Below are 25,400 nucleotides of genomic sequence, written 5' to 3'. Positions count from 1 at the left end.
TCAAGGTTGAAGTGATTTACCGAATTTGTTAAAATCCCAAGCAACGGATAACATAAAGTAACGTCTGATTGTATTATTTCTCACCTCTGAGAAACCATCAGTGCCCCCGGATCTCGAATAGCCCGTATTCTGGTTCAGAAGGTCATTCGCACTGAAGCTGACCTTTAGATTCTCTTCCTTTAGAAAATACCTGCCGATATAAGCCTTGACCAGTGTACGATAAAGATCACGATCAAAGAATTGGTTCTTTGAATAGAAATCAAAACTACTCTCAGAACCCGCAAAAAAATTGAATGGCAAACGGCTGTTAAAATTGAGGTGAGCGAAGTATTGTCGGGAATTATTTTCCACTGGTTGTAATGACGTATTATTTCGCCAAAAATTCATTCCAAAATCAAGATAGTAACTGTAGGTTGATTTATTCTTTGCAATACTTATTCCCGGGTTGATCACTACATTAGATGAGCTATTCAGTTGACCGTTCACATATCCGTAATAGCTATTTCTACTGATATTGAAACTGGAGGTAAAGACCGCGTTAACTATAGGCAGATGAAAATAAAATTCAGCATAAGCGCTCCAAGTAACAGGTTGATGGTCTTTTAGATTTGACCATTGATAAAAGTTAACGCCCGAGGAGTCCGTGTAACGATTATTTATGATACTGTTGATCTGATTACTGAAAGAACCCCTTAAATTGCCCCCCTGATCTGTACTGGTTTTGTATAACCTGTAATTAACGGAAATGTCATTTTGAAACGACGGTTTCAAACCCGGATTTCCCAAGGCAATATTCAATAAATCCGCATTTTGTTTGAGGGGCTGCAATTGTTCGATGGTTGGCTGAACCGTATTTCCCAGGTAAGTAAATGTAAAACTGGAGGCTTTATTGATTTGGTAGGTCAAACTGGCGTTGGAATTCCAGTTAGTGAAAGGCCGGATCAGCGCAGTGTCAGTAAACAGATCCGTTTGCTTGAGGTTCTGCTTGATCATGGAGATGCTAATATTTGATGTCAGCTTAGCCTGGAAAAGAAAAAATCCCAAAGTATATTTGTTGGACATGTCTCGCAGCTTAAAATGATTGCTAAATTCCAGATCAGGTACATCATATTTATTGCTTCCCGATTTGTCAAAAGTACCGTTGTAGTTATCTTTAAGCTTGCTGTTAATACTGTATGCAACGATAACAGAAGCATGCGGCGATAACGGTTGTGAATATGTAAACCCTGCCGATATTTTTTGGTTATTGAACTGCCCCGGTTTGTATTGATCTGTTGCCTGAATGGAATCAGTCCCCCCGGAACTGTTGAAGTATTGCAGCGTATTTTTTAAATAACTATTTGATTTGCTACGGTTAACAGCAATTGAGGTAAAAACCGAGATCATATTTCCCCTGGAACTGAGTTTTTTACTGAAGATCGCATAAGTATCCACATTTTTAGTTTCAGATTCGTTTTCAGACCGGATGTTATTCCTGTTTAGCTCATAGCCGTTTCCATGCCGTGTGGCAAAAACAGTATTATCGTTATTGCTGTTGTTGGATATAGTGCCGTTAACAGACACCTCCAGATTCGCTGTAGAATCCAGGTCGGCCTTAAATACAGCATCCATCGACTGGTTGAAATTATGGTCATTGTGTGTGGTCGATTGGTTTAAAATATTGTAATTGCCCGGCAAATTGTTTTGAATCGTTTTGAGAATATCTCTTTGAAGATCTAAACTACGTATAGCGTAATTACCGTTTATGCTTTTTTTGTTATGACCCCATTTGCTATTGAACTGTAACCCGGCATTTTTTTTTTGGGGTAATCCAACGCCGTTATATCCGCCGCTACCGGAACCGAAACCATCTTCAGCAGTATTAGTTATATTGCCGTAAATCGCCATTTTTTTTTCCGGAGAAAACTTATTTATAATACCCTGCCCTACATAGGATTGACGAGTACCGACCCCAGCAAGGGTATTACCAAAAATGCCTTTGCTTTTGTCTTCTCTTAATTGAACATTCAACACTTTGATCTTGATGCCGTCATCAATACCAGTTAATTTAGATTGATCGCTTTTTTGATTGTAAACCTGAATCTTACTTACCATATCAGCCCTTACATTCTTCGTAACTAATGTTGGATCATCCGAAAAAAATTCTTCACCATCAACCAATACCTTTCCAATAGATTCGCCCTGAAACATGATTCCACCATTTTTATCAATCCTCATACCGGGCAATTGCTGCAATAACTGGTCGACCTTGGCATTTTTTTGAGTTGTAAATGCGTCAGCATTAAATTCGGTGGTGTCTCCTTTGATCTTGACCGGAACCCTTTTTGCTTTTACGATCACCTCATCTAATAATTCAGACCTAAGTATTAATGAAATTTGTCCAAAATTAAATGTTGAATGCAAGGAGTCCAGTGTAAAGTCAGTAACAAAATCCGCATAAGATTTGTAGTTAACCAATAGTAAAAATCTGCCGGGAGTTAATTTTATGTTAAAATCTCCGTTCTTCGTATAAGTATATGCTTTCAATGTGGAGTCGCCGGCATTCAAAATGCAAATAGTAACGTCACTCAGTTTAGTTCTGGTTGATGTATCAACAACGCAACCCTTTATATAACAGCAACCTTGGCCAGATGCATTATTAGTAAGCAGGCAATAAAAAGCGGAGAAGATCAAGAAAATTGTGATTTTCATTTAGGCGGCTTGGTTGTCGCAATATAGAAAAACAAAATAAATCAAGAATATAATTTTTCAGACTTGTTATTTATTTTTTAAAAAGCCTTGCAATTATTAACCCTAAGTTTATACATTTGAGAACAGCGGATTCCAATCGCACACAAACCTAAATTCAAGATCAATGTCACCTCTCTCAAAAAAAAGCTTTTTTATTATTCAGGGTAGTTTAGTAATAAGTATGTACCTCGAAAACAAAACTGAAAGCGTCATAAAAGTTATAACTCGAAAGTTGTAACAACTTATCTTATTTTACCATTGCCGAAGTATTCTATTCGCAATATTTCCGGCATATCAAATTCTTCATAAAATAGTTCAATCCGTTTATTCACCCGCGTATCATTTGCATATAATATGCGGTAGAATTTATGCAATAATGGTTATAGTCAAAATTCAGGGAGGCCTGGGCAACCAAATGTTCCAATATGCATTTGCGCTGTCTATCGCGAAAAAAGACCGATTGGTAAAGTTAGATGTATCTTACTACCAGCAAACCATGGTTCGAGGTCAGGATCAGGGATTAGAGATATTTCGTTTGTTTGATATCGAACTACCTCGGGCTACGTTAAGAGATGCTTACTATTTTTTGAAAAAAAATCTGAATACTGACGATACAATCAGCTATCATCTGAGGAGCGACCGGTACTTTATAAAAGATGAAAGAATATCCGAACATATATATTATCCGGAAGTATTTCACTGCGATAACTGCTACTTTGATGGCTATTGGCAACATATCAGCTATTTAAATGGATTAAAAAAGCACCTTCACAAACTTTTCTGTTTCAAACCTTTCGCTACCGAAGACTCATTAAACAGCGAATTACTAAAACGAATAGACAGTTGCAATTCGGTAAGCATCCACATCAGACGCGGGGACTATTTGCATACGTCAGATCTGTATCCGTTACCTCAACAATATTATATAAAAGCAATGGAGATCGTTAGGAATCAAACCCAAGTTTCGCATTTCTTCGTTTTTTCCGATGATATGGAATGGGCCAAAGGAATGATTGGTGAACAACAATGCGCATTTGTAACAGGCAATTCCGGAGATAACTCTTATAAAGATATGGTGTTGATGAGTCATTGTAAACATAATATTATTGCTAATAGTTCATTCAGTTGGTGGAGTGCCTGGCTGAATAAAAACCCGAGAAAACTTGTCATAGCACCCAAAAAATGGGTGACAGGCAACTTTGATCTGTCTTTCCTACCCAAAAACTGGCAAACCGTGTAGTATGTACACACCCTTTAATAATAATGGCTAAAATCTATGAATGAATCGAGCACATACCAGATAACTAACAAATCTTTCAAAAAAAGATGCATATACCGGATAGGACACGAAGTGAGCTTTTTCAATGAAATAAATCATATGATTTCAGCAATGTTATATTGCCTTGAAAACGAATTAAAATTCGAATTACATTCTGATCAATCCGGGGTATGTGATGATATCTGGAAGGATTTTTTCAATCCATTTACATCCCATTCCTCGGATCCTTATCATTTCCTTTACAATCGGAGGCCTGATTCAGAAAGGTTACCCCATCAGTTTACAGTTGATGAACTTTTTCAAATAAAGAAAACGTTGGCGAATTGCTTTCTTACACAGGATATCTGGCCTTACATAAAGCACAAATACAAATATGTATCAAACCACTATATACGGTCCACTTACATGAGTGGCACGCCCTTGGCTATTGCTTGCAAACTGATAAAAGATATATGGATTTACAAACCTCAAACACATAATAAGATCAACAAAATCTTAGAAACACTTAAGATAGACCGGCCTTATGTAGGAATTCACATAATGGGTGGTAATATAGATTGGATAAATACCAGATCATCTATCAAAACTTCCTTTGATCAGGTTAATTCAATAACAAACGATGCCAATCTCCCGGTATTTATCGCAACGGATGATAATAAAATATTAGATAGAATTAAAGCGGCCTTTCCAAAGCGCGAAATTTTAAACTTTAACTTTCCAGATCGCTCCGGATGGAAACCAGAAGAGTTTCTGCATGGCAAGACGAAAGAAAGCCAGCGAAATGCCATCATCCAATTATTAGCAGATGTTCAGATGCTGGTCGAATCTGAGTTTTTTATAGACTGCGCACACTCCAATATTGGTCAATTTGTTCGTGTTGCCCGAAACAACTTCGGATGCTTGGAAAATGATTCAATCGAAAGCCATATTTATTTAAAAGCCCCAAGTGTCAGTTAACAACATTTTTATAAAGCCCTAAACTTATAACCCCAATATCAAACCAAGATATATGATACCTAAAATTATTCACCAAATCGTCGGCGCCAAGCAAACCCAGTTGATCAGACATTGCCTAAAATCCTGGCATCAGCTAAAGCAATCGGATTTTGAAATAAGAGTGTGGAACGACAATTTGATTAGAGACCTGCTTAGTAAACATTATCCATTTATCCTGCTTCCTTTTGATAACGCACGTAATCATGCAGAAGCTGCGGATATTGCCAGATATGCTATTATTCACTATTATGGCGGTCACTATGTGGATTGGGATGTTGAACTGCTGAACGTGAGTGAATTTCTTACTTTGTGTAATAATAACCCTAAAGGTTATCTGATTCAGGATCCAAAAAACCTCACTATTGCAGCGGAAGCATTTAGCGGCCTGGCTGGTGAGTTATACCTTTATTCTTTGCTCAAAGATATCGCATCGCTTTATGAAAACGGACAACGGGAAATGATGAAAACACCCCAATACTCAGGACCATACCGAATGCGCGACGTGTACTATGTAAATGATACTTTGTCGTGTCAAAATCTGGTTCCTATTAAAAAAGCATTTCTTTATGATTATGATGAGATGTCCATCATGCCCACAAGACAGGAAGATGTTGCTATGGTCCATTATTGGGTGCATTCATGGATGTAAGCTTTCAACAAGTTCCTGTGGTACATTGCCAAATAGCTAAAAAACAGGTATTGCCTAAAACGGGTACAAACCGTTAAAATTCAACTTATTATTAAATAATAAATTTGTTTTTATCCAAATAACTTATAAATTTATATCATAAACCTGAAAACATTATCATCATGAAAAACCAGTTAAAACTATAATTCACGTATTTTTTTTCTTTCTGAATTTTGCATTAATTTTTGCGGAAGAACAGCATAAGGCTACTTGGCAAATCAGTTGATTTGCGGTAAACTGCTAAATCATTTTTGTTAATGACTGGCCATGGATTGTATTGTCCGGATATTTCCTAAAAGTCCAGTCCGGAATGATGCTATCTGAAGCTTTGTGACAAATATTCATACGCTTGTTAAGTTTGCAATAAACCTACTTACTGACCTTACTACCAATATATATTATTATGTTGAATTTACTGTATCAATTGTTGTTTTCCGCACCGGATATTGTACACGCAGCCTGGCAGGTTTCAGCTATCAACAAGGTCCGAATTACCAGGACTACTCTAAAAAAAGGAATTGAAAAACATCCGGACTTTCCGAGTTTATTAAGTGTGAGTGACGTTTTTGACAACTATGGCATTGCAAATCTTACTATTAAAGTTAAGCCCGAAGATCTGGATGAATTACCTCTTCCATTTATAACCAGCTTAAGTAAAACAAATTCCGATTCCTTTTTTACAGTTGTTAAGGAAGTTCATGACCAGCAAGTAACTTACTTCAACCCGGGTAACCACCAATGGGAAAGTATGAAAAAAAAGGACTTTTTATCGTGTTTCAATGGAATCGCTCTCCTAACTGAGCCTGAAGAATATGCCGGCGAGCCTGGTTTCGAAAAAGCCAGAAAGATCGAAATTCAACAGGCAAGTGTTAGATACACAGGGCTGGCATTACTTTTTCTATGCGTGGTGGTATACGGCTTGCTAAGACTTTTCCAAATGGGTAACGCTGCATTATTGCCTCTTGGTTTTGGCGTGGTAACAATAGTTGGCACAATATTGACACTATTACTGCTATGGTATGATTTAGATAGCTACAATCCGATTTTAAAAAAAATATGTGCTGCAGGAAATATTAAAGTAAACTGTGCTGCGATACTTCATTCCGACAAAGCCAAGATATTCGGAATTAGCTGGAGCCAAATCGGCTTTACTTTTTTTGCCGGAAATTTAATGTCGCTTGTCGTTTCTGGCTTCACAAACACCGGTGTGCTTTCCTTACTCTCTGTATCTGTATTACTCTCATTTCCCTATATAATTTATTCTTTGTCCTATCAATGGCTTATAGTGAAACAATGGTGCTTACTGTGCCTTTGGGTTCAGGCCATATTGTTGGTGCAAACCATTGTAGTATTATTGGCGGGATGGCCTCAGATGATAGTTTATATGAACGATATATATACATCACTGGCACAAGTTATGGTATCTTACATAATTTCTTTTGCCGCTGTGACGCTCATTTTACCGGCATTATTAGACGCTAAAAAGGGCAAGGCAAATCATATGGAATTACAGCGTTTAAAACATAATCCCCACGTTTTCAATGCACTTCTCGCCCGGCAAAAACCGGTTCAATATACACCAGGTAATTTGGGGATAAAACTTGGTAATCCTAACGGGCAGACTAAAATAATCAAAGTATGTAATCCCTTCTGCGACCCCTGTGCTCAGGCTCATAAACCGCTTGAAAATCTTCTTGAAAACAATCCCGATTTGGAAATCCAGATAATTTTTACGGCAAGCTCAGATCAGGATGATATCAGGAGACTACCGGTAAGCCTTTTGATGACTATAGCTCAATCAAATGATGAACATTACACTCGCCAAGCAATGGATGACTGGTATCTCGCCGAAAAAAAAGACTATGGGGATTTTTCGGCTAAACACCCTATGCAAATCGATACTGATGATCAAAATCAAAAGATTGATGCAATGAACAAATGGTGCATTGACAATTCAATAAGTTACACCCCTACTGTTTTTATCAATGGCAGACAACTTCCTGATAACTACTCCATTGCGGATCTTAAATATTTCCTGGCAACTTAGCAACTTTCGCCTAACATCAAACCAAACTTTATCCATCGTTAACCAATTATCTCACCCGTTTTACTGCGAACAGCCTATTCAGAATTGTTTGCCCTTTCCAAAACTAATTACACTCAATCATGATCAATTATATCAGAACCGGTCACCGGGTCTTAAAAATATATTTCTTTCTAAATAGCCTTTGAAAGAAAGTACCGGAGAGGCTTATACACCAAAACGTGTATATCCGGGAAGCCTATCCTTCCGGGCTTAATGCGGAAGGTAACTTACTTTTTTAAACCATATTATGAAAAAATTGAAATTAAAAGCACTCAAATTCAGCAACATGGAAGTGCTTACCAGAAATCAGCTTAGAAATGTATTAGGAGGATCGTTCGGTAGCGGCAGTGGTAGTGGCAGCGGCAGTGGAAGCGGCAGTGGAAGCGGCAGTGGTAGTGCATGCCCGACAGGTACAGCGCATTGTTACTGCGGAAATGAATATGTGGGTTGCAAGTCGTCCGCAGATTGTCTTGCAAGATGTGGCATAAAGCCTTAAATTTAATTGCAGGCCTGATTTCCAGGCCTGCAATTACCTACATCGAGAAATATACTTTTCTGAAGCATACCTAAACATACCAACATGCAAAAACCTATTCAAACCTACATAGTCAATTTAAAAACAAGGCCAGACAGAAGAAAGTTTATTATTAAGGAATTTTCCTCACGACCGGAATTCGCCGTGCAAATAGTAGATGCTCAAACCAGCGAATTCGGCGCACTAGGTCTTTGGAATACGATGAAAGCTATTGTTAGCGAAGCATTGAACGGCCGGGAGGAGTATATCATTATATGTGAAGATGACCATAAATTCACCAAAGATTATAGTAAAGAATATCTCTATCAAAGCATTGAACAAGCCCAAAACAACAATATGGATCTGGTATTCGGAGGAGTTAGCTGGTTTTCTAATATCATCAATATCGGAAATAACTTATTTTGGCTTGAAGACTTTTCCGGCACTCAGTTTTTTGTAATATTCAGAAAATTCTTTAAAACATTTCTTATAAATTCCGTGATGGACGAATCACCGGCTGATGCCCGAATGGGAAATCTCACTTCAAATAAAGTGGTTATGTACCCATTTATTTCTACGCAGAAGGATTTCGGATATTCGGACGCTACACAACGGAATAATGAAAAAGGAAGGGTTCAAAATTTATTCAAGTGGGCACAAAATAGCCTCAAAACACTGGAATCGGTCAGATTTTTTTACCAGTCATTGCCAAAAACGTCAATACTGACCGGAGAAAAAGGAGAAAATTTATTATCCACTTACAAAATTCCAACCTATATCATCAACCTGCCGGAGAGAAAAGATAGACTTGAACACATCCGGAAGGAATTTGAAGGCAGAAATGAATTTGATATTCATATCATTAAAGCATGTAAGCACAAAATAGGAGCCGTTGGCTTATGGAAAAGTATACGCAAAGTTATTAAAACCGCTATTGCCAATGAGGATGATGTGATCATTATTTGTGAGGATGATCACAGCTTTACCACTGCTTATTCCAAAGAATACCTTATTACAAACATTCTGGAAGCTCATCATCAAGGTGCCTGCATCTTATCAGGAGGAACCGGAAAATTTGGCTACGCAGTTCCATTGACTGAAAATAGATACTGGACAAATCACGCGCTCTCAGCTCAATTTGTGGTCATATATAAAAAATTTTTTCAGCAAATATTGGATGAGCCTTTCGATAAGTATGTGATAGCAGATATGTTGTATTCCCGAATGACCAGCAACAAAATGTTGCTTTTTCCCTTTATCTCTATCCAAGCTAATTTTGGGTATTCAGATGTCACCCCTTTACACATGGAAGACAGCAAGATAATAAGCCGTTTGTTTTATGAAAGCACGAACCGGCTGACCACTATTCGACAGGCATATCTCAAATACAACTTAATCACGGCTTAGATCTAATTCATTACCGTTACTACTCACCGATTTAAATAAAAAAAAGAAACATGTCGTTTCGTTTCTATAAACAGTTAAATGCGATGGATTGCGGTCCGACCTGTTTGCGTATGATAAGCACGTACTATGGTATACACTATAACATAGATACTATCAGACAGAAAGCAGGTTACAATAAACTGGGGGTATCCTTACTGGGGATCAGTGAAACTGCTGAAAAAATCGGTTTTAGAACAAGAGGTGTTCAAATTAATTTTGAGAAGCTATTAACCGCTCCCCTACCCGCGATACTTCATTGGAGCCAAAATCATTTTGTTGTACTAATATCTTTAACAAAAAACAAGGCTAAAATAGCGGATCCATCGACAGGAATTTTAACGCTTAACAGAATTGAGTTTAATAGCTACTGGCTTTCGAATAAAATGGAGGATATTGGTAGCGTGGGCACCGTATTATTGTTGGAGCCTACGCCGGCTTTCTTTGAAAACGAAGGCGAAAAAACTCGTAAACTCACCTGGGGCCTGGTTACGCAATATCTCAGGCCTAATAGCTGGCGTATTTCGCAAATATTCATATCACTGATCGTTAGTTCTGTTATTCAGCTGATATTTCCATTTCTGGCACAAGCTATGGTTGACACAGGGATCAACACCCGTAACTTTTCATTTATCAAGTTGATTCTCATTGCACAATTGATACTCACTGTTACGAGTACGGTTGTAGATTTCATCAGAAGCCGCTTGCAAATGAAAGTTTCAAACATAATTAACATGTCGGTACTTTCTGATTTTTGGATGAAGCTGACCCGTCTGCCTATATCATATTTCGATTCCAGACATACCGGAGATACGCTACAACGACTGGGCGACAATAGCAATGTGCAAAACTTTATATTAGGTCAAGCGTTCGGCACCGTGTTCTCACTGGCCAACTTTCTTATCTACGCCATTGTTTTGATGAGTTATAATTTAAAATTGTTTGCCGTATTCGCAGTTGGTAATTTGGTGTATTTTGGATGGGTTTGGTTGTTTTTAGGAATAAGGCGCAAACTTAATTATGAAAGTTTTCGCATTGCTGCAAAGGAGAATAACTCCACATTGCAACTTATTCAAGGTATGCAGGAAATTAAATTGAACAATGCAGAACATCTAAAACGCTGGGAATGGGAATCGATACAAGCCAGTATTTTTAAACTGAATTTAAAAGGGCTCAACTATAATCAATGGCAGTCTACCGGTGCTTTATTAATCAACCAAAGTAAGGATCTTATCATCAGCTTTATTGTTGCTGGTTTAGTGGTTGACGGATACCTCACATTGGGTTCAATGATTGCTATACAATACGTCATCGGACAACTGAGCGGCCCTGTGCATGGGTTCATCGGTTTATTGCAAAGCTATCAGGATGCGAAGATCAGTATGGAACGTTTGAATGAAGTTTACGAAATAGATGATGAAGAGCCGCATGATCAAACATTTACAACCAACTTGCCCTCGGATAAGACCATACATTTTGAAAACCTGAGCTTTACTTATCCCGGTACGGGCAATGAACCGGTTTTGAAAGACATTAATCTGGAAATAGCTCAGGGCAAGGTAACAGCAATTGTCGGCATTAGCGGTAGCGGCAAAACAACTTTACTCAAATTGCTGTTAAAAATCTACAAGGATTATAACGGACATATTAAAGTTGGTGACAAACCATTTAAATTCTTTAGTCCTTCTTACTGGCGCAGAACCTGTGGTGCTGTACTACAGGACGGTTATATATTTAATGATACGGTTGCTCATAACATTGCACTTGGCGAAGAATTTATCGATCATGAAAAATTGATCGAAAGTTGCGATGCGGCAAATATCACATCTTTTATAGAAAGCCTCCCAAATGGCTATAATACTAAAATGGGCTCTGAAGGTGTCGGCGTTAGTCAGGGTCAAAAACAAAGAATTTTGATTGCCCGGATGATTTATAAAAACCCGCACTACCTTTTTTTTGACGAAGCCACGAACTCGCTCGATGCAAATAACGAAAAAGAAATTGTTGAAAACCTGCAGAAATTTTACAAAGGCAAAACAGTTATAATAGTGGCTCACCGACTGAGCACCGTAAAACATGCGGATAAAATTGTCGTTCTGAAAGATGGCAAAATCGTCGAAGAAGGAAATCACCATTATCTCACGGACCTCAAAGGGCATTACTTTGAGCTTGTGAAAAACCAGTTGGAGTTAGGAAATTAATCAGATCAATCAATATGCCGGCAGATAAATTACCTTCAACAGATGAGCAGCAACCATCAGCTCAGCGTACATTACATTCAAAAATTAATCAACGGTCTGAATCGGTACAGGAAATTATATCTCATCAACCTGATCTGCTAGAGAAATGGGGAATAACACTTTTGGTTGTATTGTTCATCGGCCTCTTTTTTTTAGCTTGGTTCGTCAACTATCCTGATACTGTTGAAGCACCCTTAAAGGTTATTTCTGAGAACGCCTCAAAGCCGATCATTTCACTTAATGGCGGTCAACTAACTTTTCTCAACAAAAACACTAATCAGCAAGTGTCAAAAGGTGAAGTAATCGCTGTATTGGAATGCGATGCAGATTATAGGGAAGTTCTTGCTTTGGAACGTAAAGTTCACAATGGACTTAACGCTTTAAATACTGGAAAAAATGTTAGCCGGACAGAGTTGTTTGGTGAGCGATACCGAAAATTAGGGGAACTTGAGGGGGCTTTTCAGATGTTCTACCTCACTTGGATGAACAATTCCGATGAAAATAACGGTAGATTTTACGAGGCTCTTCAACGTTTGAAAAACGAAATTGATCATTGGTCCCAAAAATACATAATCCGGGCACCCATTAACGGCAGATTTGTGTTTGTCAGACCGTTGAAACAGGGTCAAATGCTTAAGCCATCCAAACTTATCGGATACATTAATCCGCCAAATACCAAATTTTACGCTGAGGCTAATTTATCGAATGTAAATATTGGCAAAATTGACACCGGGTTGGAAGTTCAGATAAGATTAGACTCATACCCCTATCATGAATATGGGGCGCTTACCGGTCAAGTAAGCTATATATCTTCGATCGCATCTGACAGCGGGATATTCGCAACCATCAGGTTGGATACAGGTGTGTTGATAAAAAATGGTAAACTTATGAAATTACAGGATGGTTTTTCCGGAAAGGCTATTATCATTACAAGGAAAAGCAGATTACTGGAAAAAATGTATTCAAAATTTTCGCAATCAATTATTAGTGATTAGTGTCAGAAATTATTAGCAGGGTAAGAGTTATGGTATGTAATTTATCGGCAACTGATCGCCAAGCCTGCTTAGTCCCCATTTGCCATTAAAAGTTATACTGCAATCAATACAGTTACCCAACCTGTCTATCATCACCCTTCGGTTATCTAAATGGATAAGTGTGCTTGTGGGTGAGCGCTCTATTGGCTTCAGCCTGAATTTCTGATTCATCTTCATCAATCTGCTTGCTCTTGATGGATCGTGGTCAACATAAAGCGATGTAAAGTGTAATGATAAATAGGCCGTATCAATGCGCTTGGCAAGGGTATCAAACTTAATCGGACGAACATCTATGTATGGCAGGTCCGGCCGGACGGCATCAACGGGAGTAGGCAACATTTCATGTGTTATAAAGCCTTCTTCATAAACCCTGTTATAGTAAATCGACGTTAAAAAGTGCCTGAATGATTCCGCATAAGCAATCGCCCGGTTCTTTTTCCAGGCACGCTTCTCCCTCTCTGTACCGCTCATCTCCTCAAAAACAGCTTCGCCTGATAGGGTGCTTCGGTTGGTACCCACCTCATGGTTAAAATAAGTGAGCGCATAACGAATTTTATACCCCAGTCGCTTGTTCTCGACTATCAAAAATTCATCGGCATCGGCTTTCAAGAATTGCTTATCTGTTGATAAATTAACCACTTCGGGATTAAGCAGCCGGCAGCTTCTGCCATTTACCGAGGAGCCTAACAGCTCTTTCTGAAATACCTTTAAAAATTTATCCATATTACCAGTGCCTACCTTCACCTCGTTAAGTATGGTCGGCTTTACATCTAACACAAAATTTTTCACTACCGGTGCATTCAAAACCTTTACCTCTTGTGTAATGGTGGCATGGCCTAACATTTTGGCTGTTACCAGATAATTACCAGGCTCAAGGGTGCTGAATAAGTAATTGCCCAGATCATCGGTAGCTGTAATATGAGTAGATCCGGTTATAAAAATCGTCGCGCTCTTTAGTGGGCCCCCTTGCGCATCTGTAACTGTTCCGCTTATTGATGCTGAGCGTTTTTGTGCACAAACAATAGAAGCAAACATCGTAAATAGTAAAATCAAGAGTCGGTTCATGCTAAGTAATATGGCTAATCTTAGGTTTTTGGTTTGTACATAACCATTAAAAATCTAAATTAATAATTGGCAATCATTTGACAAATTAGTTCATCACAATTATAAACTCCATAATAAATTGAAAATCACTTATTGGACGACTGCCATTAATGATCGTCAAATTGAGGCACGGAGAATATCCGCTCTAAAAATCTGATGGGTAGGAAATAATAATAAATTATGATTTCTTGGTTAGTATTCATTAAATTTAAAGCATAGACAATAACCTAATACCATGAAGAAAAATCACAGCAAGATTGATCATCGATCAAAGTATGCGTCAACTATTTTCACCAATATTTATAAAAATAATATCTGGGGTGGAAAGAAAGGAGAATATTATTCCGGCTCCGGTTCACATAATGAAGCTATATCAGAATATGCGAAAATAGCAACCGAACTAATTGTTTCCAATAAAGCTATTCAGATTGTAGAAATTGGTTGCGGAGATTTTAGCGTTACGAAAAAAATCCTCAATCATCTTGATATTCTTGGTTGGCGATATCAGTATATGGGATATGACGTGGTCAAACCATTGATTACGCAAAATATTAGACTATTCGGTAAAGACAATGTTCAATTCAGGTTAAAGGATTCCGCAAACGGAAAAATCTGCTCCGGTGATTTCTTAATAATCAGACAGGTACTTCAACATTTAAACAACCGATCTATAGCTAAAATAGTAGCGAAGTTTATCAACTACAAACATGTTTTGGTCACCGAACATCAGGCATCAGATATGTATGATGCGATAATAACACCTAACTTGGACAAACAGACCGATGCATCGAACAGAATACATCAGTATTCAGGAGTTTACTTGGATAAGCCACCATTCAATTGCCAATCATTAACCAAGGTCTATTCCATATATGAGCCGCAGGCAAGTTTGCAAGCCAGTATTAATACATTCCTTATCCCTATAAGGTAATCAAATTCCGCAAGTAACCCGAATTTTCTAATACTTTCCTCGATAACTTATAAAATTTATTGGGTAACAATCATATTAAATTCTGTGATAATGTAAGCTTAGTGCGTTTTTAATACCGTCAAGGCCGATTTAAACAAAAAAAGGCCTTGCGTTTGCAAGACCTTTTTGGTGGGAGCTACTGGGTTCGAACCAGTGACCCTCTGCTTGTAAGGCAGATGCTCTGAACCAGCTGAGCTAAGCTCCCGTTTTAAAACTTTGTTTCGCCTTAGCAGCGTTGCTTTGTTTTGGGACTGCAAACATAGGGCGTTTTTTTAATTATTCAAAAAAATATTTTAAAAAAATATTTAGTGATTGATTAACAGTAAATTAATTTTTCAGCACTAATTTACAGAGAGTATTAAACGGCCTATCCGGGAAAATATATCTTCAATTTATATAATAAGCCAATACATAAATCGCAATTCTTGAAAAACAAGACAATGTTTAAAAAAATGATATTTATCTATTTTTTAATAAAAATTCAATGAAAAGGCGAATTTTTATTTGTTTTTATAAATAATTACTTTAAATCGACCTTATAAATATGCATTTTTGCAACAAAAGCCATGTAATCAAATGCTAAATCATTAATCCATGTTAAATAAGCGTTAAAAAACTTAAAAAAATTAGCTTTTTTAATATCTATAATGTATGTTTGATCCATACAATTTATCGTCCTAACACAACACGTTCTTTATGGTAAATTTTATGAGGTCAGTTAATATATAAAAGAGAAAGTTGCTGCTTTCTCTTTTTTTATGCCTAAAACATTCACGCGTTTAAACACCAATAAATTGTGATTTATTGTAAACATATCGGTTGATATGGGCGTTACCTTATAAAAAAAACCAATCGTTATGACTGATATCACACCCGCCGATAAAGACGGCAAATATGAATTTACCATTTCTTACTCCGAGCGCGAACTGATATGCGAGGTAGAAAAGCAACAGAATGTTTTACACGTTACTATCGACAAAACATTGCACTCTGACCTGGTTATCAATAAGGATGGCTCTGTAGAACAAACCGAAGGTGCCCCTATCCCGGCATCAACTATTGAGTATATCAAAAAGCGGGTAATCGGCTAACAACGTATGAGCTGATGCTTGATGTTAAACAATCAGGCATCAGCTTAATACCTCCTCCAGCACCTCGTGCGACCGTATGTGGCCAAAACTTTCAATATGCAGGGCGTAATACTCCAGCAGTTTATCTATCAGGTACCGGCGTTCACTATTATCAATTTTTAATAGGGCTGACGTGGTAAGGTTACTTTGCAACAGCAAATAAAAGTTTTGGGTATGTGGCGCCGACAAGTACTGAGCGCTTTCAGGCTTCCAGTTTGAAAATACGCCGTTCTTCATATCAAAATAGGCAGCCGTAGCTGCATTGGCCTTATCAGGATAAAAGCCCAGGTATCGCGTAAGCTGGGTTAAAAACAGCAAATGGAAGTTGGCCAGCCCCTCTTTTTGATGATCGAGCCATTCAATCGCGTTAAAAATATAATCAAACAACTGCTCATCCGGCGATTGCTGCCTGATGGCCTTATACAGCACTTCGTTCAAAAAAATAGCGATGCAGCTTTTTATCACATCATAAGGAATGCTTTGCAGCACAGGCGATGTTTTTAATTCGGATATCCGCTGCACGTTACCGGTATTTTTATGATACACCACCAGATCAACCAGATGCAATGGTTGCAGCATATTGCGCGGTATTTTGGCCCGCGGCTTTTTAACCCCGTTGATGATGTAGGATTGCAGGCCGAACTTCTCCGTAAATATCTGTACGATCACGCTGCTTTCGCTGTAATCAGTAGTTCTGAAAATAATGCCCCGGGTTTTATGCAGCATGTGTGGCCAGTAAATAAACTTTAGGCAAAAATATAACGCTACCGGTAAAAACAGCGAACACGGCGGCAATAACCACACAACCCGCGCTAACATCTTTTACATGCCCGGCTTTGGTATTATACTCCGGCGAAGCCAGATCGGTAAGTAACTCCAGGGCGGTATTCAGCATCTCGGTAATAATAACCAGCGTAACGGCCAGCATGATCCAAAGCCATTCGGCGGCGGTAATTTTAAAAAACAAGCCTAATGCCATAGCCACAAGGGTAGCGCCGCTATGTATCCTGAAGTTTAGCTGTGTTGCATAAGCATAGCCAATCCCTTTAAAAGCGTAACCAAAGCTGCGTATAACCTTTTTCATGTAAAATTGAACTATTAGTTGGCTTTTAACCCCCAATATATATATTCTAAAGTAAAATCCGTATTTTTGCAACCTCTAAAATTTGAGGTGAAACACATTGATGTACAACGAATATAAACAGTTAAACTTATCTGAAACCGGTAAACAGGTGCTGGAGTTTTGGAAAGCGAACAACATATTTGAAAAAAGTATCAGCAGCCGTCCTGCCGATAATCCATATACTTTTTACGAAGGCCCGCCATCGGCCAACGGTATGCCCGGCATACACCACGTTATGGCGCGTGCTATTAAGGATATTTTTTGCCGCTACAAAACCTTGAAGGGCTACCGCGTAAAGCGTAAAGGCGGCTGGGATACCCACGGCCTGCCTATTGAGCTGGCGGTTGAAAAATCACTGGGTATTACTAAGGATGATATCGGTAAAAAGATCTCGGTTAAGGAATATAATGATGCCTGCCGCCGTGAGGTTATGCGCTATACGGATGTATGGAATGACCTTACCGAGAAGATGGGCTACTGGGTTGACCTTGACGATCCGTATATTACTTATAAAAATGAGTACATCGAATCGTTATGGTGGATACTGAAACAGTTGTATAATAAAGGCTTTTTGTATAAAGGCTACACGGTACAGCCGTACTCTCCCAAATCGGGTACCGGTTTAAGTTCGCACGAGCTGAACCAGCCGGGTACCTACAAAATGGTAAAGGATACTACCATTACCGCCCAGTTTTTTCTGAAGAACGACCAGCAGCACCCGCTGATGCCGGTACTGTTCAGCAAACCGGAAGAACAAACTGCCATTTTAGCCTGGACCACTACCCCATGGACACTTCCATCAAACTGTGCCCTTGCCATTGGAGAAGATATTGAATACGTAAAAATAGCCACATTTAACCCGTATACTTTTAAACCGGTTAGTGTGGTGCTTGCCAAAGCATTGGTAGGCAAATACTTTAAGCCCGAAGGCGAAAATGCCGCCTTTGATACCTATAACGAAGGCGACAAGCTTATTCCATGGCGAACAGAAGCCGCTTTTAAGGGGGCTGACCTGGTGGGCTTACACTATCATCAACTAATGCCTTATGTTACTAATGCCGATCTGGAGCAAAACGCCTTCCGCGTTATTCCGGCTGATTTTGTAACTACGGGCGATGGTACCGGCATTGTACATACCGCCTCCGTATTTGGCGCAGACGATTTCAGGGCCTGTAAAGAGAACAATGTACCATCAGTAATGGTGCTTGACGAAACAGGCAAGGAAGTACCGCTGGTAAACAAGCAAGGCCGCTTTGTTGATGAAGTGACCGATTTTGCCGGACGTTATGTAAAAGAAGAATATTACAGCAAAGAAGAGCGCGAAGAACCCGGCTTCAGGCCTACCGACGTGCTTATCTCCATAAAACTAAAAGAAGATAACAAGGCGTTCAACGTACAAAAATATGAGCACAGCTACCCGCACTCGTGGCGTACCGATGAGCCCATATTGTATTACCCGCTTGATAGCTGGTTTATTAAAACCACCGCGGTTAAGGATAAACTGGTAGCCCTTAACAAAACCATTAACTGGAAACCCGAGGCAACCGGTACCGGCCGTTTTGGCAACTGGCTGGAAAATTTGGTTGACTGGAACTTGTCGCGTTCACGCTACTGGGGTACCCCGTTGCCGATTTGGCGCGAGGAGAACGGCAGCGAAGAAAAATGCATCGGCTCTGTCGAAGAATTGAATGCCGAGATACAACGATCAATAGCAGCCGGTAACATGCCCGAAGGTTTTACCTTAGAGGATATGCACCGCCCGTATGTTGATGATGTGGTATTAACCTCATCAACCGGCAATAAAATGTTCCGTGAGCCTGACCTGATCGATGTTTGGTTTGACAGCGGTGCCATGCCTTACGCGCAATGGCATTTCCCGTTTGAGAACAAGGACGAGTTTAAAAATGCCTACCCGGCAGATTTTATAGCCGAAGGTGTTGACCAGACACGTGGCTGGTTTTTTACCCTGCACGCGTTAGCCGTACTGCTAAGCGAAAGCAGCGACGAGGTAAAAGTGGTAAACGAAGCCATAGGCAATAAAGGTATCGCCTTTAAAAATGTGGTATCAAACGGCCTGGTGCTTGATAAGAACGGCAACAAAATGTCGAAACGTTTGGGTAATGCTACCGATCCGTTCGAGACCATTGAGCAATACAGTGCCGATGCTACCCGCTGGTACATGATCAGCAACGCATCACCATGGGATAACCTGAAGTTTAACTTGGAAGGGCTGGACGAAGTGCGCCGTAAATTTTTCGGCACACTGTACAATACCTATTCTTTCTTCGCGCTGTATGCCAATATTGATCAGTTTACTTACAGTGAGCCTGAAATAGCACTAAGCGAAAGGCCGGAGATAGACCGTTGGATATTATCCTTACTCAACACCCTTACCAAAGAGGTTGACGGGTTTTATGCTGATTTTGAGCCAACCCGCGCGGCACGTGCCATACAGGATTTTGTTGACGCGCACTTTAGTAACTGGTACATCCGCTTAAGCCGCAGGCGTTTCTGGAAATCAGAAAACTCGGAGGATAAACTATCAGCCTACCAAACGCTTTACACCTGCCTGGTTACTATAGCTAAACTCATATCGCCCGTGGCACCGTTTTTCGCGGAGCGTTTATACAGCGATTTGAATAAAGTAACCGGCAAGGAACAATTTGAATCGGTACATCTGGCTTACTTCCCGGAGTACAATACCGGGGTAGTGAACAAGGAACTGGAAGAGCGTATGCAATTAGCGCAGGATGTATCATCCCTGGTACTGTCGCTACGTAAAAAAAGCAGCATTAATGTGCGCCAGCCGCTGAGCAAGATACTGTTACCGATATTAGACAGGAATTTTGAGCACCAGGTAGAGCAGGTTAAGGAGTTAATACTTTCTGAAACCAATATCAAAAATATTGAATATATTACCGACGCTGCCGGCTTTATTAAAAAGAAGGTAAAGCCTAATTTTAAAGCATTAGGCCCTAAGGCAGGTAAAAGCATGAAAGCCGTTGCCGACGCTATTGTGAACCTTGACCAGCAGGCACTTGCTAAATTTGAACAGGATGGCACCACAACTTTTGAGGTTGATGGCGCAATTTTTGAAATAGCGATAACCGACGTTGAAATTATAGCGGAGGATGTACCGGGCTGGCAGGTTGCAAATTTAGGCAAACTAACCGTTGCTTTGGATGTTACAGTGACTGACGAACTCAAGAAGGAAGGCTTATCGCGCGAGCTGATAAATCGGGTTCAAAACCTGCGCAAAGGCAAAGATTTTGAGGTGACTGATAAGATCAACGTAAATATAAAAACCGGTAGCGCCGCTATTATTGATGCGGTAAACGCGAATTTGGCCTACATACAGGCGGAGATACTTGCTGATACCGTTGTATTTATTGACGAACTGACCGAAGGTGAAATAACAAATATTGACGAAAACGAATTATTGATTTCTATAAGTAAAATATAATGGCAAACGAAACCACAAAGACCAGATATTCTGACTCGGAACTACAGGAATTTAAAGATATAATTTTAGAGAAAATACGCACGGCTAAACAGGAGCTTAACGCGCTTGCGTCATCATTAAGCTCGCCAAACGCGAATGGCACTGATGATACGGCCGGTACTTACAAAACCCTGGAAGATGGCTCGGCTACATTAGAAAAAGAGCAGATAAACCAACTGGCTGCAAGGCAAAAAAAGTTTATTGAGCAGTTGGATGCCGCTCTGGTACGCATCGAAAATAAAACTTACGGTGTTTGCCGCGAAACCGGTAAACTGATCCAAAAAGAGCGTTTACGTGCCGTGCCGCATACTACGCTTAGTATGGAAGCTAAACTTCGCCAAAATTAAATGAAGGCATCGTACGTTAAGCCATTTTTGGTGGCCACGTTAGTAGTATTGGCGGACCAGATCATCAAGATTTGGGTGAAAACCAATATGTACATAGGCGAAGAGATCCATTTTTTAGGCGACCGCGGCATGCTGCGCTTTATCGAAAATAACGGTATGGCATTTGGCATGGAACTGGGTGGCGAACTGGGTAAACTGGCTCTTACGCTTTTCCGCATTGTTGCGGTTGTAGCTATAGGTTACGGGCTGGTACATCTCATCAAACACAAGTACCACCGTGGTTTGATCATGAATGTAGCCCTGATACTGGCCGGCGCATTGGGTAATATTATTGACTGTGTTTTTTACGGCAAAGTGTTTGATTACGCGCCGCTGTTTCATGGCCGGGTGGTTGATATGTTCTACTTCCCGCTTGTAAGAGGAGTTTTCCCGCAATGGTTTCCGGTATGGGGTGGTGAGGACTTTGAGTTCTTTCGCCCGATATTTAACCTGGCCGACGCGGCTATATCTGTAGGTGTTATTATGATACTGATATTCCAGAAACGCTACTTTAAACATGAAGAGCCGGAACCGGTAAGCACCAACAGCGAGGTTGTTGAAGAGTAATTACCTCGTTTATATAAAACGTGAAAGGCCTTGTTAAATTAACAAGGCCTTTCACGTTTTATAGGGCTTACTTTGTTTTCAGCACATTAAACTTATAGGTATAAGTAAGCAAAAAATATCTTTTCAGGGTATTATTTTGCCCGTCAATAAGCGCGTTGGTGGTGGTAAACCGGTAAATATTGATGTTTTGATCGAGCAAGTCATACACCGCCAGTTTTATCTCGCCCTGCTCCTTTTTAAACATCTGCACCGCTACTGACGCGCTCAGAATGTTATTGCTCTTACGGAAACCATCGGCAATTTGCGAGTTGTAAGTAAACTCCTGCTTACCCTCCCAAACTACTTTTTTAGGCCAGCGTATATTAATGTTGTTCTGCATGTTAAAGCCTTTCAGGTTCTGGTTTTGTCCGCTACTGTAATCATACCTTGCCCAATTGCGGAAGTAAGTAAAATTGGTATTGAGCTCTATCTTATCATTCCATGCTATCTCTCCGCCTTGGGTAAATGATGCCGTCCAGTTTTTTTCCTTTCCGGTTTCATCATTGATCATATTGATCCGCTCACGATACTGCGGCCCTATACTACTCCGTAAGCCAAAACGCCATATCTTACTTTTTTTAAACTCCTTACCAAACGAAAAAGATCCATACATATCCACACTTTGCCCGGCATTAACAGGCATATTGGTATGTACATAGTCGCTGGTAATGGTTGTTTTATGGATCACCGTATTTTGCGAGGTCGAGTAATTAAACCAGGCATACATATTTACTCCTTTTTCAAAATTGTAGTTATAGTAGTTAAGGGTAAAACGCGTACTCTGCGATGGCTTCAGATCAGGGTTGCCTATGAATGATGATTGCGGGCTGTACACAATAGTAACCGGCCGAAGATCAGATATAGACGGCAGGTTATAGTTCCTTTCCATAGATATAGAGATCCGGTCAAACAGATCTAAACGGAATGAGGGCAACAAAAAGTTATAAGACCGCTTAACTGTGCCTACATCAAAAACATCGGTAATATTTTGCCATTGTTGTGTTACGCCTGCTATTATGGATACCTTTTTAAACATGCGCCAGGTTATGCCGGGTTTTACATTCTTGGTCCAGTTACGGCGGTTCAGGTCAGCGCTTTGATCGGGTAATAAAATGCTGTACCGGTTGGTAAGCATATCCCGATCATACACAAATTGGTTTTGGTCGGCATTGTTGTAATCGGCAGAGGTCACTACATCCACGATCAGCTTTTTTGAGAGCGGGTATCGATAACTTAATGACAGGCTGCCCGATGAATTTTTATTGTCGCTGGTGTTATACCTGTCAAGCAGGTAGGATGGTACGGTTGAAACATAACTTGTTGTACGGCTTTTATTAAAACCATCGGCGTTATTAGGGTTAAAACTCAGGTTATGCATCAGCGTGAATGATTCCTCGCGCCGCTTTTTGCCCCGCCGGTTATATACCACGCTATGCCCAAAGGTTGATGAATTATTATCATTAGTACCTCTGCTTTCACTATCATTAACCTTCGCGTCAAAATTGTTGTTACTATTACCGCTTGATGAATTATCGCTATTGCTATTATTGAATGCCAGGTTCGGCCTGTATGTCAGGCTGTTCAGGCTATCAGGTTTCCACTCTACCAAACCGTTAATAGTATGCCCAAAGCTGGCACTATTATTACTACTTGCAGTACGGCTAAATAAGGTGGTATCCTTTATATACTGTTGTACAAAATTACTGTTCTCGCTGGTGTTACGGGTTTCGTTGTAAAAATACATCAGGTTTAGCTTTAGCTTTTTGCCGTAATCGCTGTTAAGGTTAAAGCCGCTCGAGGTTACCTTTTCAATACCGCCCCAGCCACGCCCGCCAAGCTGTACCGAGCCATTCCACAAGGCATCGCCTCCGCTGCGGTCAAAACCACCGTTACTGTATAGCTCCTGGCTGCTAAAACCCGTTTTGTTCAGGTTATTACTCATGGCAATTACGCTTACCTGTAGGGTATCCCTGAACATGTTGAACAGTCCGCCGGTTTCATACCTGTCGCGCGATCCGCCACCGCCATACACCTTACCGAATATGCTGCGCTTAATGGCCCGCTTTAGTTTGATGTTAACAATCTTGTTTACATTAATGGCGCTTACCAGGTGGTCGGGGTCATTTTCCCGGTCATCATATACCTGTATCTTATCCACAATAGCCGCATCCAGGTTCTTGGTGGCTATTTTGGGATCGTTGCCAAAAAACTCTTTGCCGTCAATCAGCAGCTTGCTTACCGTTTTACCATTCACGGTGAATGAGCCATCTTTGTTTACCTGCATACCAGGTATCTTTTTCAGCAGTTCCTCCAGCATGGCATTAGGGCGGGTTTTAAAGGCCTCGGCATTAAACTCAATGGTATCCTTTTTCATTACGATGGGCACCCGTTCGCCTTTAATTACCACCTCATCCATCATACTGCCGGCCATCACAATTTTGCCTGCATCAGTAACTTCGCCGGTTTTAAAGTTAAAATTTTTGCGGAATGATTTATAAGTTACAAAGGTTACGAGCAACTTAACATCGCGGTTAAGCGGCAGACCCGACAGCTCAAAGCCACCATTGGCCCGGCTAAGGGTATAAGCTACCATTGACGAATCCTTAACATCAATAACGGTAACAGTGGCATGTTCGAGCGGCTGGTTATCGGCCGAATCAATTACAGTACCTTTTAAAGAAGCTTTGTTTTGTGCCGATGCGGTAAAAAACAGCAAACAGCATAGGAGTGATAAAAAGGTTGGTTTCATTAAGTTGTGACAAGCGTGCGTTTAAAATTGCGAATTTAACGGCAAGTAAATGCTTTTATTTCAACAAAAAATGTCATTAACACATTTTAACAATTGCATCATGAATTTTACTATAGATGCGGATACAGGTGTAAGCTAAATATTATCTTTGTCACGAAGTTGTTTCAATAAATAAATCGACTTTCTGTAACGTTTAAAAAAATTAACCGTCTTTTCCCTAAATGAAGTATTTGATAGTTGGGTTGGGTAACATAGGCCCTGAGTATGCCGATACACGACATAACATAGGTTTTATGGTACTTGATGAGCTGGCCCGCCAGGATGGGGTACGATTTAGCATGGGGCGCCATGCCTATCATGCCGAAACATCCTTTAAAGGCCGTAAGCTGCATTTAATAAAACCCACTACCTATATGAATTTGAGCGGGAAAGCGCTTGGCTACTGGATGAACGAATTAAAGGTTTCGCTGGAGAACGTATTGGTTATTGTTGATGACCTTGCGCTACCCCTTGGCACCCTGCGTTTAAAACCCAAAGGCAGCGCGGCGGGGCATAACGGGTTACGGCATATTGAGGCAACCCTGGGGCATAACAACTATGCGCGCTTGCGATTTGGGATAAGTGATAACTTCCCCAAAGGGCAGCAGGTTGATTATGTGCTCAGTGGCTTTGATCATGACGAAATACCGGAACTGCCTGCCCTTGTTGATCGCTCGATTGACATGATTAAAAGCTTTGCAACCATTGGCACCGAACTAACCATGACCAAGTACAACAAGTAGATATGTTAAACTTTAACTATTAATTAGTTAAAGTTTGT

Annotated in this window: 19 protein-coding genes and 1 tRNA gene; 14 read left to right on the top strand and 6 right to left on the bottom strand. The window is 40.1% G+C overall.

What is annotated here, in order from left to right:
- Positions 1 to 2,691 carry an outer membrane beta-barrel protein gene (locus AC3WJC_RS18465; RefSeq protein ID WP_492400593.1) on the bottom strand — a complete coding sequence of 897 codons (2,691 nt, stop codon included), beginning with the start codon at positions 2,689 to 2,691 and terminating at the stop codon, positions 1 to 3.
- A 415-nt stretch (positions 2,692 to 3,106) separates the two neighbouring features.
- On the opposite strand from AC3WJC_RS18465, the gene AC3WJC_RS18460 reads away from it, so the two are divergent.
- From AC3WJC_RS18460 to AC3WJC_RS18425, 8 genes are all read left to right on the top strand, one after another.
- Positions 3,107 to 3,970, top strand: coding sequence for an alpha-1,2-fucosyltransferase (locus AC3WJC_RS18460; RefSeq protein ID WP_492400592.1), 864 nt, complete (start codon positions 3,107 to 3,109; stop codon positions 3,968 to 3,970).
- A gap of 444 nt (positions 3,971 to 4,414) precedes the next feature.
- Positions 4,415 to 4,966 carry an O-fucosyltransferase family protein gene (locus AC3WJC_RS18455; RefSeq protein WP_492400591.1) on the top strand — a complete coding sequence of 184 codons (552 nt, stop codon included), beginning with the start codon at positions 4,415 to 4,417 and terminating at the stop codon, positions 4,964 to 4,966.
- Positions 4,967 to 5,018: 52 nt separating this feature from the next.
- The gene (locus tag AC3WJC_RS18450) at positions 5,019 to 5,654 is read left to right on the top strand and encodes a glycosyltransferase family 32 protein (RefSeq protein ID WP_492400590.1); all 636 of its coding nucleotides are present in this window, start codon (positions 5,019 to 5,021) and stop codon (positions 5,652 to 5,654) included.
- Between the two features lie 442 nt (positions 5,655 to 6,096).
- Complete coding sequence (locus AC3WJC_RS18445; protein WP_492400589.1) at positions 6,097 to 7,740, top strand: vitamin K epoxide reductase family protein; 1,644 nt, start codon at positions 6,097 to 6,099, stop codon at positions 7,738 to 7,740.
- A gap of 286 nt (positions 7,741 to 8,026) precedes the next feature.
- Positions 8,027 to 8,275 (top strand): hypothetical protein, encoded by a 249-nt coding sequence (locus AC3WJC_RS18440; RefSeq protein ID WP_492400588.1) that lies wholly within the window; start codon positions 8,027 to 8,029, stop codon positions 8,273 to 8,275.
- An 84-nt stretch (positions 8,276 to 8,359) separates the two neighbouring features.
- A complete protein-coding gene (locus AC3WJC_RS18435) occupies positions 8,360 to 9,700 on the top strand; it encodes a hypothetical protein (protein WP_492400587.1) in 1,341 nt (446 codons plus the stop codon).
- Positions 9,701 to 9,750: 50 nt separating this feature from the next.
- Complete coding sequence (locus AC3WJC_RS18430; protein ID WP_492400586.1) at positions 9,751 to 11,937, top strand: peptidase domain-containing ABC transporter; 2,187 nt, start codon at positions 9,751 to 9,753, stop codon at positions 11,935 to 11,937.
- A 14-nt stretch (positions 11,938 to 11,951) separates the two neighbouring features.
- Complete coding sequence (locus AC3WJC_RS18425) at positions 11,952 to 12,971, top strand: HlyD family secretion protein (RefSeq protein WP_492400585.1); 1,020 nt, start codon at positions 11,952 to 11,954, stop codon at positions 12,969 to 12,971.
- 27 nt (positions 12,972 to 12,998) lie between these two features.
- Here AC3WJC_RS18425 and AC3WJC_RS18420 read toward each other — a convergent pair whose 3' ends face one another.
- The gene (locus AC3WJC_RS18420) at positions 12,999 to 14,045 is read right to left on the bottom strand and encodes a carboxypeptidase-like regulatory domain-containing protein (RefSeq protein ID WP_492400584.1); all 1,047 of its coding nucleotides are present in this window, start codon (positions 14,043 to 14,045) and stop codon (positions 12,999 to 13,001) included.
- A 304-nt stretch (positions 14,046 to 14,349) separates the two neighbouring features.
- On the opposite strand from AC3WJC_RS18420, the gene AC3WJC_RS18415 reads away from it, so the two are divergent.
- Positions 14,350 to 15,045 carry a class I SAM-dependent methyltransferase gene (locus AC3WJC_RS18415; protein WP_492400583.1) on the top strand — a complete coding sequence of 232 codons (696 nt, stop codon included), beginning with the start codon at positions 14,350 to 14,352 and terminating at the stop codon, positions 15,043 to 15,045.
- Positions 15,046 to 15,211: 166 nt separating this feature from the next.
- Here the strand turns inward: AC3WJC_RS18415 and AC3WJC_RS18410 are convergent.
- Positions 15,212 to 15,289 (bottom strand) — tRNA-Val (locus AC3WJC_RS18410).
- A gap of 652 nt (positions 15,290 to 15,941) precedes the next feature.
- On the opposite strand from AC3WJC_RS18410, the gene AC3WJC_RS18405 reads away from it, so the two are divergent.
- The gene (locus AC3WJC_RS18405; RefSeq protein ID WP_492400582.1) at positions 15,942 to 16,175 is read left to right on the top strand and encodes a hypothetical protein; all 234 of its coding nucleotides are present in this window, start codon (positions 15,942 to 15,944) and stop codon (positions 16,173 to 16,175) included.
- A 39-nt stretch (positions 16,176 to 16,214) separates the two neighbouring features.
- Here the strand turns inward: AC3WJC_RS18405 and recO are convergent, their stop codons facing one another.
- Entirely contained in the window at positions 16,215 to 16,940 is a 726-nt protein-coding gene (gene recO, locus AC3WJC_RS18400) for a DNA repair protein RecO (protein ID WP_492400581.1), read from the bottom strand.
- Positions 16,930 to 17,298, bottom strand: coding sequence for a diacylglycerol kinase family protein (locus tag AC3WJC_RS18395; RefSeq protein WP_492400580.1), 369 nt, complete (start codon positions 17,296 to 17,298; stop codon positions 16,930 to 16,932). The genes recO and AC3WJC_RS18395 overlap by 11 nt, the downstream gene beginning before the upstream one ends.
- A 100-nt stretch (positions 17,299 to 17,398) precedes the next feature.
- Between AC3WJC_RS18395 and ileS the strand changes: the two genes are divergently transcribed.
- From ileS to AC3WJC_RS18380, 3 genes are read left to right on the top strand one after another with little or no spacing between them, the layout of a single operon-like run.
- Positions 17,399 to 20,800: an isoleucine--tRNA ligase gene (gene ileS / locus AC3WJC_RS18390; protein WP_492400579.1), complete on the top strand. Its 3,402-nt coding sequence runs from the start codon at positions 17,399 to 17,401 to the stop codon at positions 20,798 to 20,800.
- Positions 20,800 to 21,186, top strand: a complete 387-nt coding sequence (locus AC3WJC_RS18385; protein ID WP_492400578.1) for a TraR/DksA family transcriptional regulator — start codon at positions 20,800 to 20,802, stop codon at positions 21,184 to 21,186. The genes ileS and AC3WJC_RS18385 overlap by 1 nt, the downstream gene beginning before the upstream one ends.
- Positions 21,187 to 21,792, top strand: a complete 606-nt coding sequence (locus AC3WJC_RS18380) for a lipoprotein signal peptidase (RefSeq protein WP_492400577.1) — start codon at positions 21,187 to 21,189, stop codon at positions 21,790 to 21,792.
- A gap of 67 nt (positions 21,793 to 21,859) precedes the next feature.
- On the opposite strand, the gene AC3WJC_RS18375 is transcribed toward AC3WJC_RS18380, so the two are convergent.
- Positions 21,860 to 24,580 carry an outer membrane beta-barrel protein gene (locus AC3WJC_RS18375; protein ID WP_492400576.1) on the bottom strand — a complete coding sequence of 907 codons (2,721 nt, stop codon included), beginning with the start codon at positions 24,578 to 24,580 and terminating at the stop codon, positions 21,860 to 21,862.
- 221 nt (positions 24,581 to 24,801) lie between these two features.
- On the opposite strand from AC3WJC_RS18375, the gene pth reads away from it, so the two are divergent.
- The gene (gene pth, locus AC3WJC_RS18370) at positions 24,802 to 25,362 is read left to right on the top strand and encodes an aminoacyl-tRNA hydrolase (protein ID WP_492400575.1); all 561 of its coding nucleotides are present in this window, start codon (positions 24,802 to 24,804) and stop codon (positions 25,360 to 25,362) included.
- Positions 25,363 to 25,400 lie beyond the last annotated feature (38 nt).

The sequence above is a fragment of the Mucilaginibacter sp. FW306-07-L genome (assembly GCF_058782065.1).
This window is presented reverse-complemented; position numbering and strand designations above follow the sequence as displayed.

Coding starts and splice junctions, on each gene's coding strand:
- AC3WJC_RS18465 (WP_492400593.1), bottom strand. CDS start 2,691: ATGAAAATCACAATTTTCTTGATCTTCTCCGCTTTTTATTGCCTGCTT.
- AC3WJC_RS18460 (WP_492400592.1), top strand. CDS start 3,107: ATGGTTATAGTCAAAATTCAGGGAGGCCTGGGCAACCAAATGTTCCAA.
- AC3WJC_RS18455 (WP_492400591.1), top strand. CDS start 4,415: ATGAGTGGCACGCCCTTGGCTATTGCTTGCAAACTGATAAAAGATATA.
- AC3WJC_RS18450 (WP_492400590.1), top strand. CDS start 5,019: ATGATACCTAAAATTATTCACCAAATCGTCGGCGCCAAGCAAACCCAG.
- AC3WJC_RS18445 (WP_492400589.1), top strand. CDS start 6,097: ATGTTGAATTTACTGTATCAATTGTTGTTTTCCGCACCGGATATTGTA.
- AC3WJC_RS18440 (WP_492400588.1), top strand. CDS start 8,027: ATGAAAAAATTGAAATTAAAAGCACTCAAATTCAGCAACATGGAAGTG.
- AC3WJC_RS18435 (WP_492400587.1), top strand. CDS start 8,360: ATGCAAAAACCTATTCAAACCTACATAGTCAATTTAAAAACAAGGCCA.
- AC3WJC_RS18430 (WP_492400586.1), top strand. CDS start 9,751: ATGTCGTTTCGTTTCTATAAACAGTTAAATGCGATGGATTGCGGTCCG.
- AC3WJC_RS18425 (WP_492400585.1), top strand. CDS start 11,952: ATGCCGGCAGATAAATTACCTTCAACAGATGAGCAGCAACCATCAGCT.
- AC3WJC_RS18420 (WP_492400584.1), bottom strand. CDS start 14,045: ATGTTTGCTTCTATTGTTTGTGCACAAAAACGCTCAGCATCAATAAGC.
- AC3WJC_RS18415 (WP_492400583.1), top strand. CDS start 14,350: ATGAAGAAAAATCACAGCAAGATTGATCATCGATCAAAGTATGCGTCA.
- AC3WJC_RS18405 (WP_492400582.1), top strand. CDS start 15,942: ATGACTGATATCACACCCGCCGATAAAGACGGCAAATATGAATTTACC.
- recO (WP_492400581.1), bottom strand. CDS start 16,940: ATGCTGCATAAAACCCGGGGCATTATTTTCAGAACTACTGATTACAGC.
- AC3WJC_RS18395 (WP_492400580.1), bottom strand. CDS start 17,298: ATGAAAAAGGTTATACGCAGCTTTGGTTACGCTTTTAAAGGGATTGGC.
- ileS (WP_492400579.1), top strand. CDS start 17,399: ATGTACAACGAATATAAACAGTTAAACTTATCTGAAACCGGTAAACAG.
- AC3WJC_RS18385 (WP_492400578.1), top strand. CDS start 20,800: ATGGCAAACGAAACCACAAAGACCAGATATTCTGACTCGGAACTACAG.
- AC3WJC_RS18380 (WP_492400577.1), top strand. CDS start 21,187: ATGAAGGCATCGTACGTTAAGCCATTTTTGGTGGCCACGTTAGTAGTA.
- AC3WJC_RS18375 (WP_492400576.1), bottom strand. CDS start 24,580: ATGAAACCAACCTTTTTATCACTCCTATGCTGTTTGCTGTTTTTTACC.
- pth (WP_492400575.1), top strand. CDS start 24,802: ATGAAGTATTTGATAGTTGGGTTGGGTAACATAGGCCCTGAGTATGCC.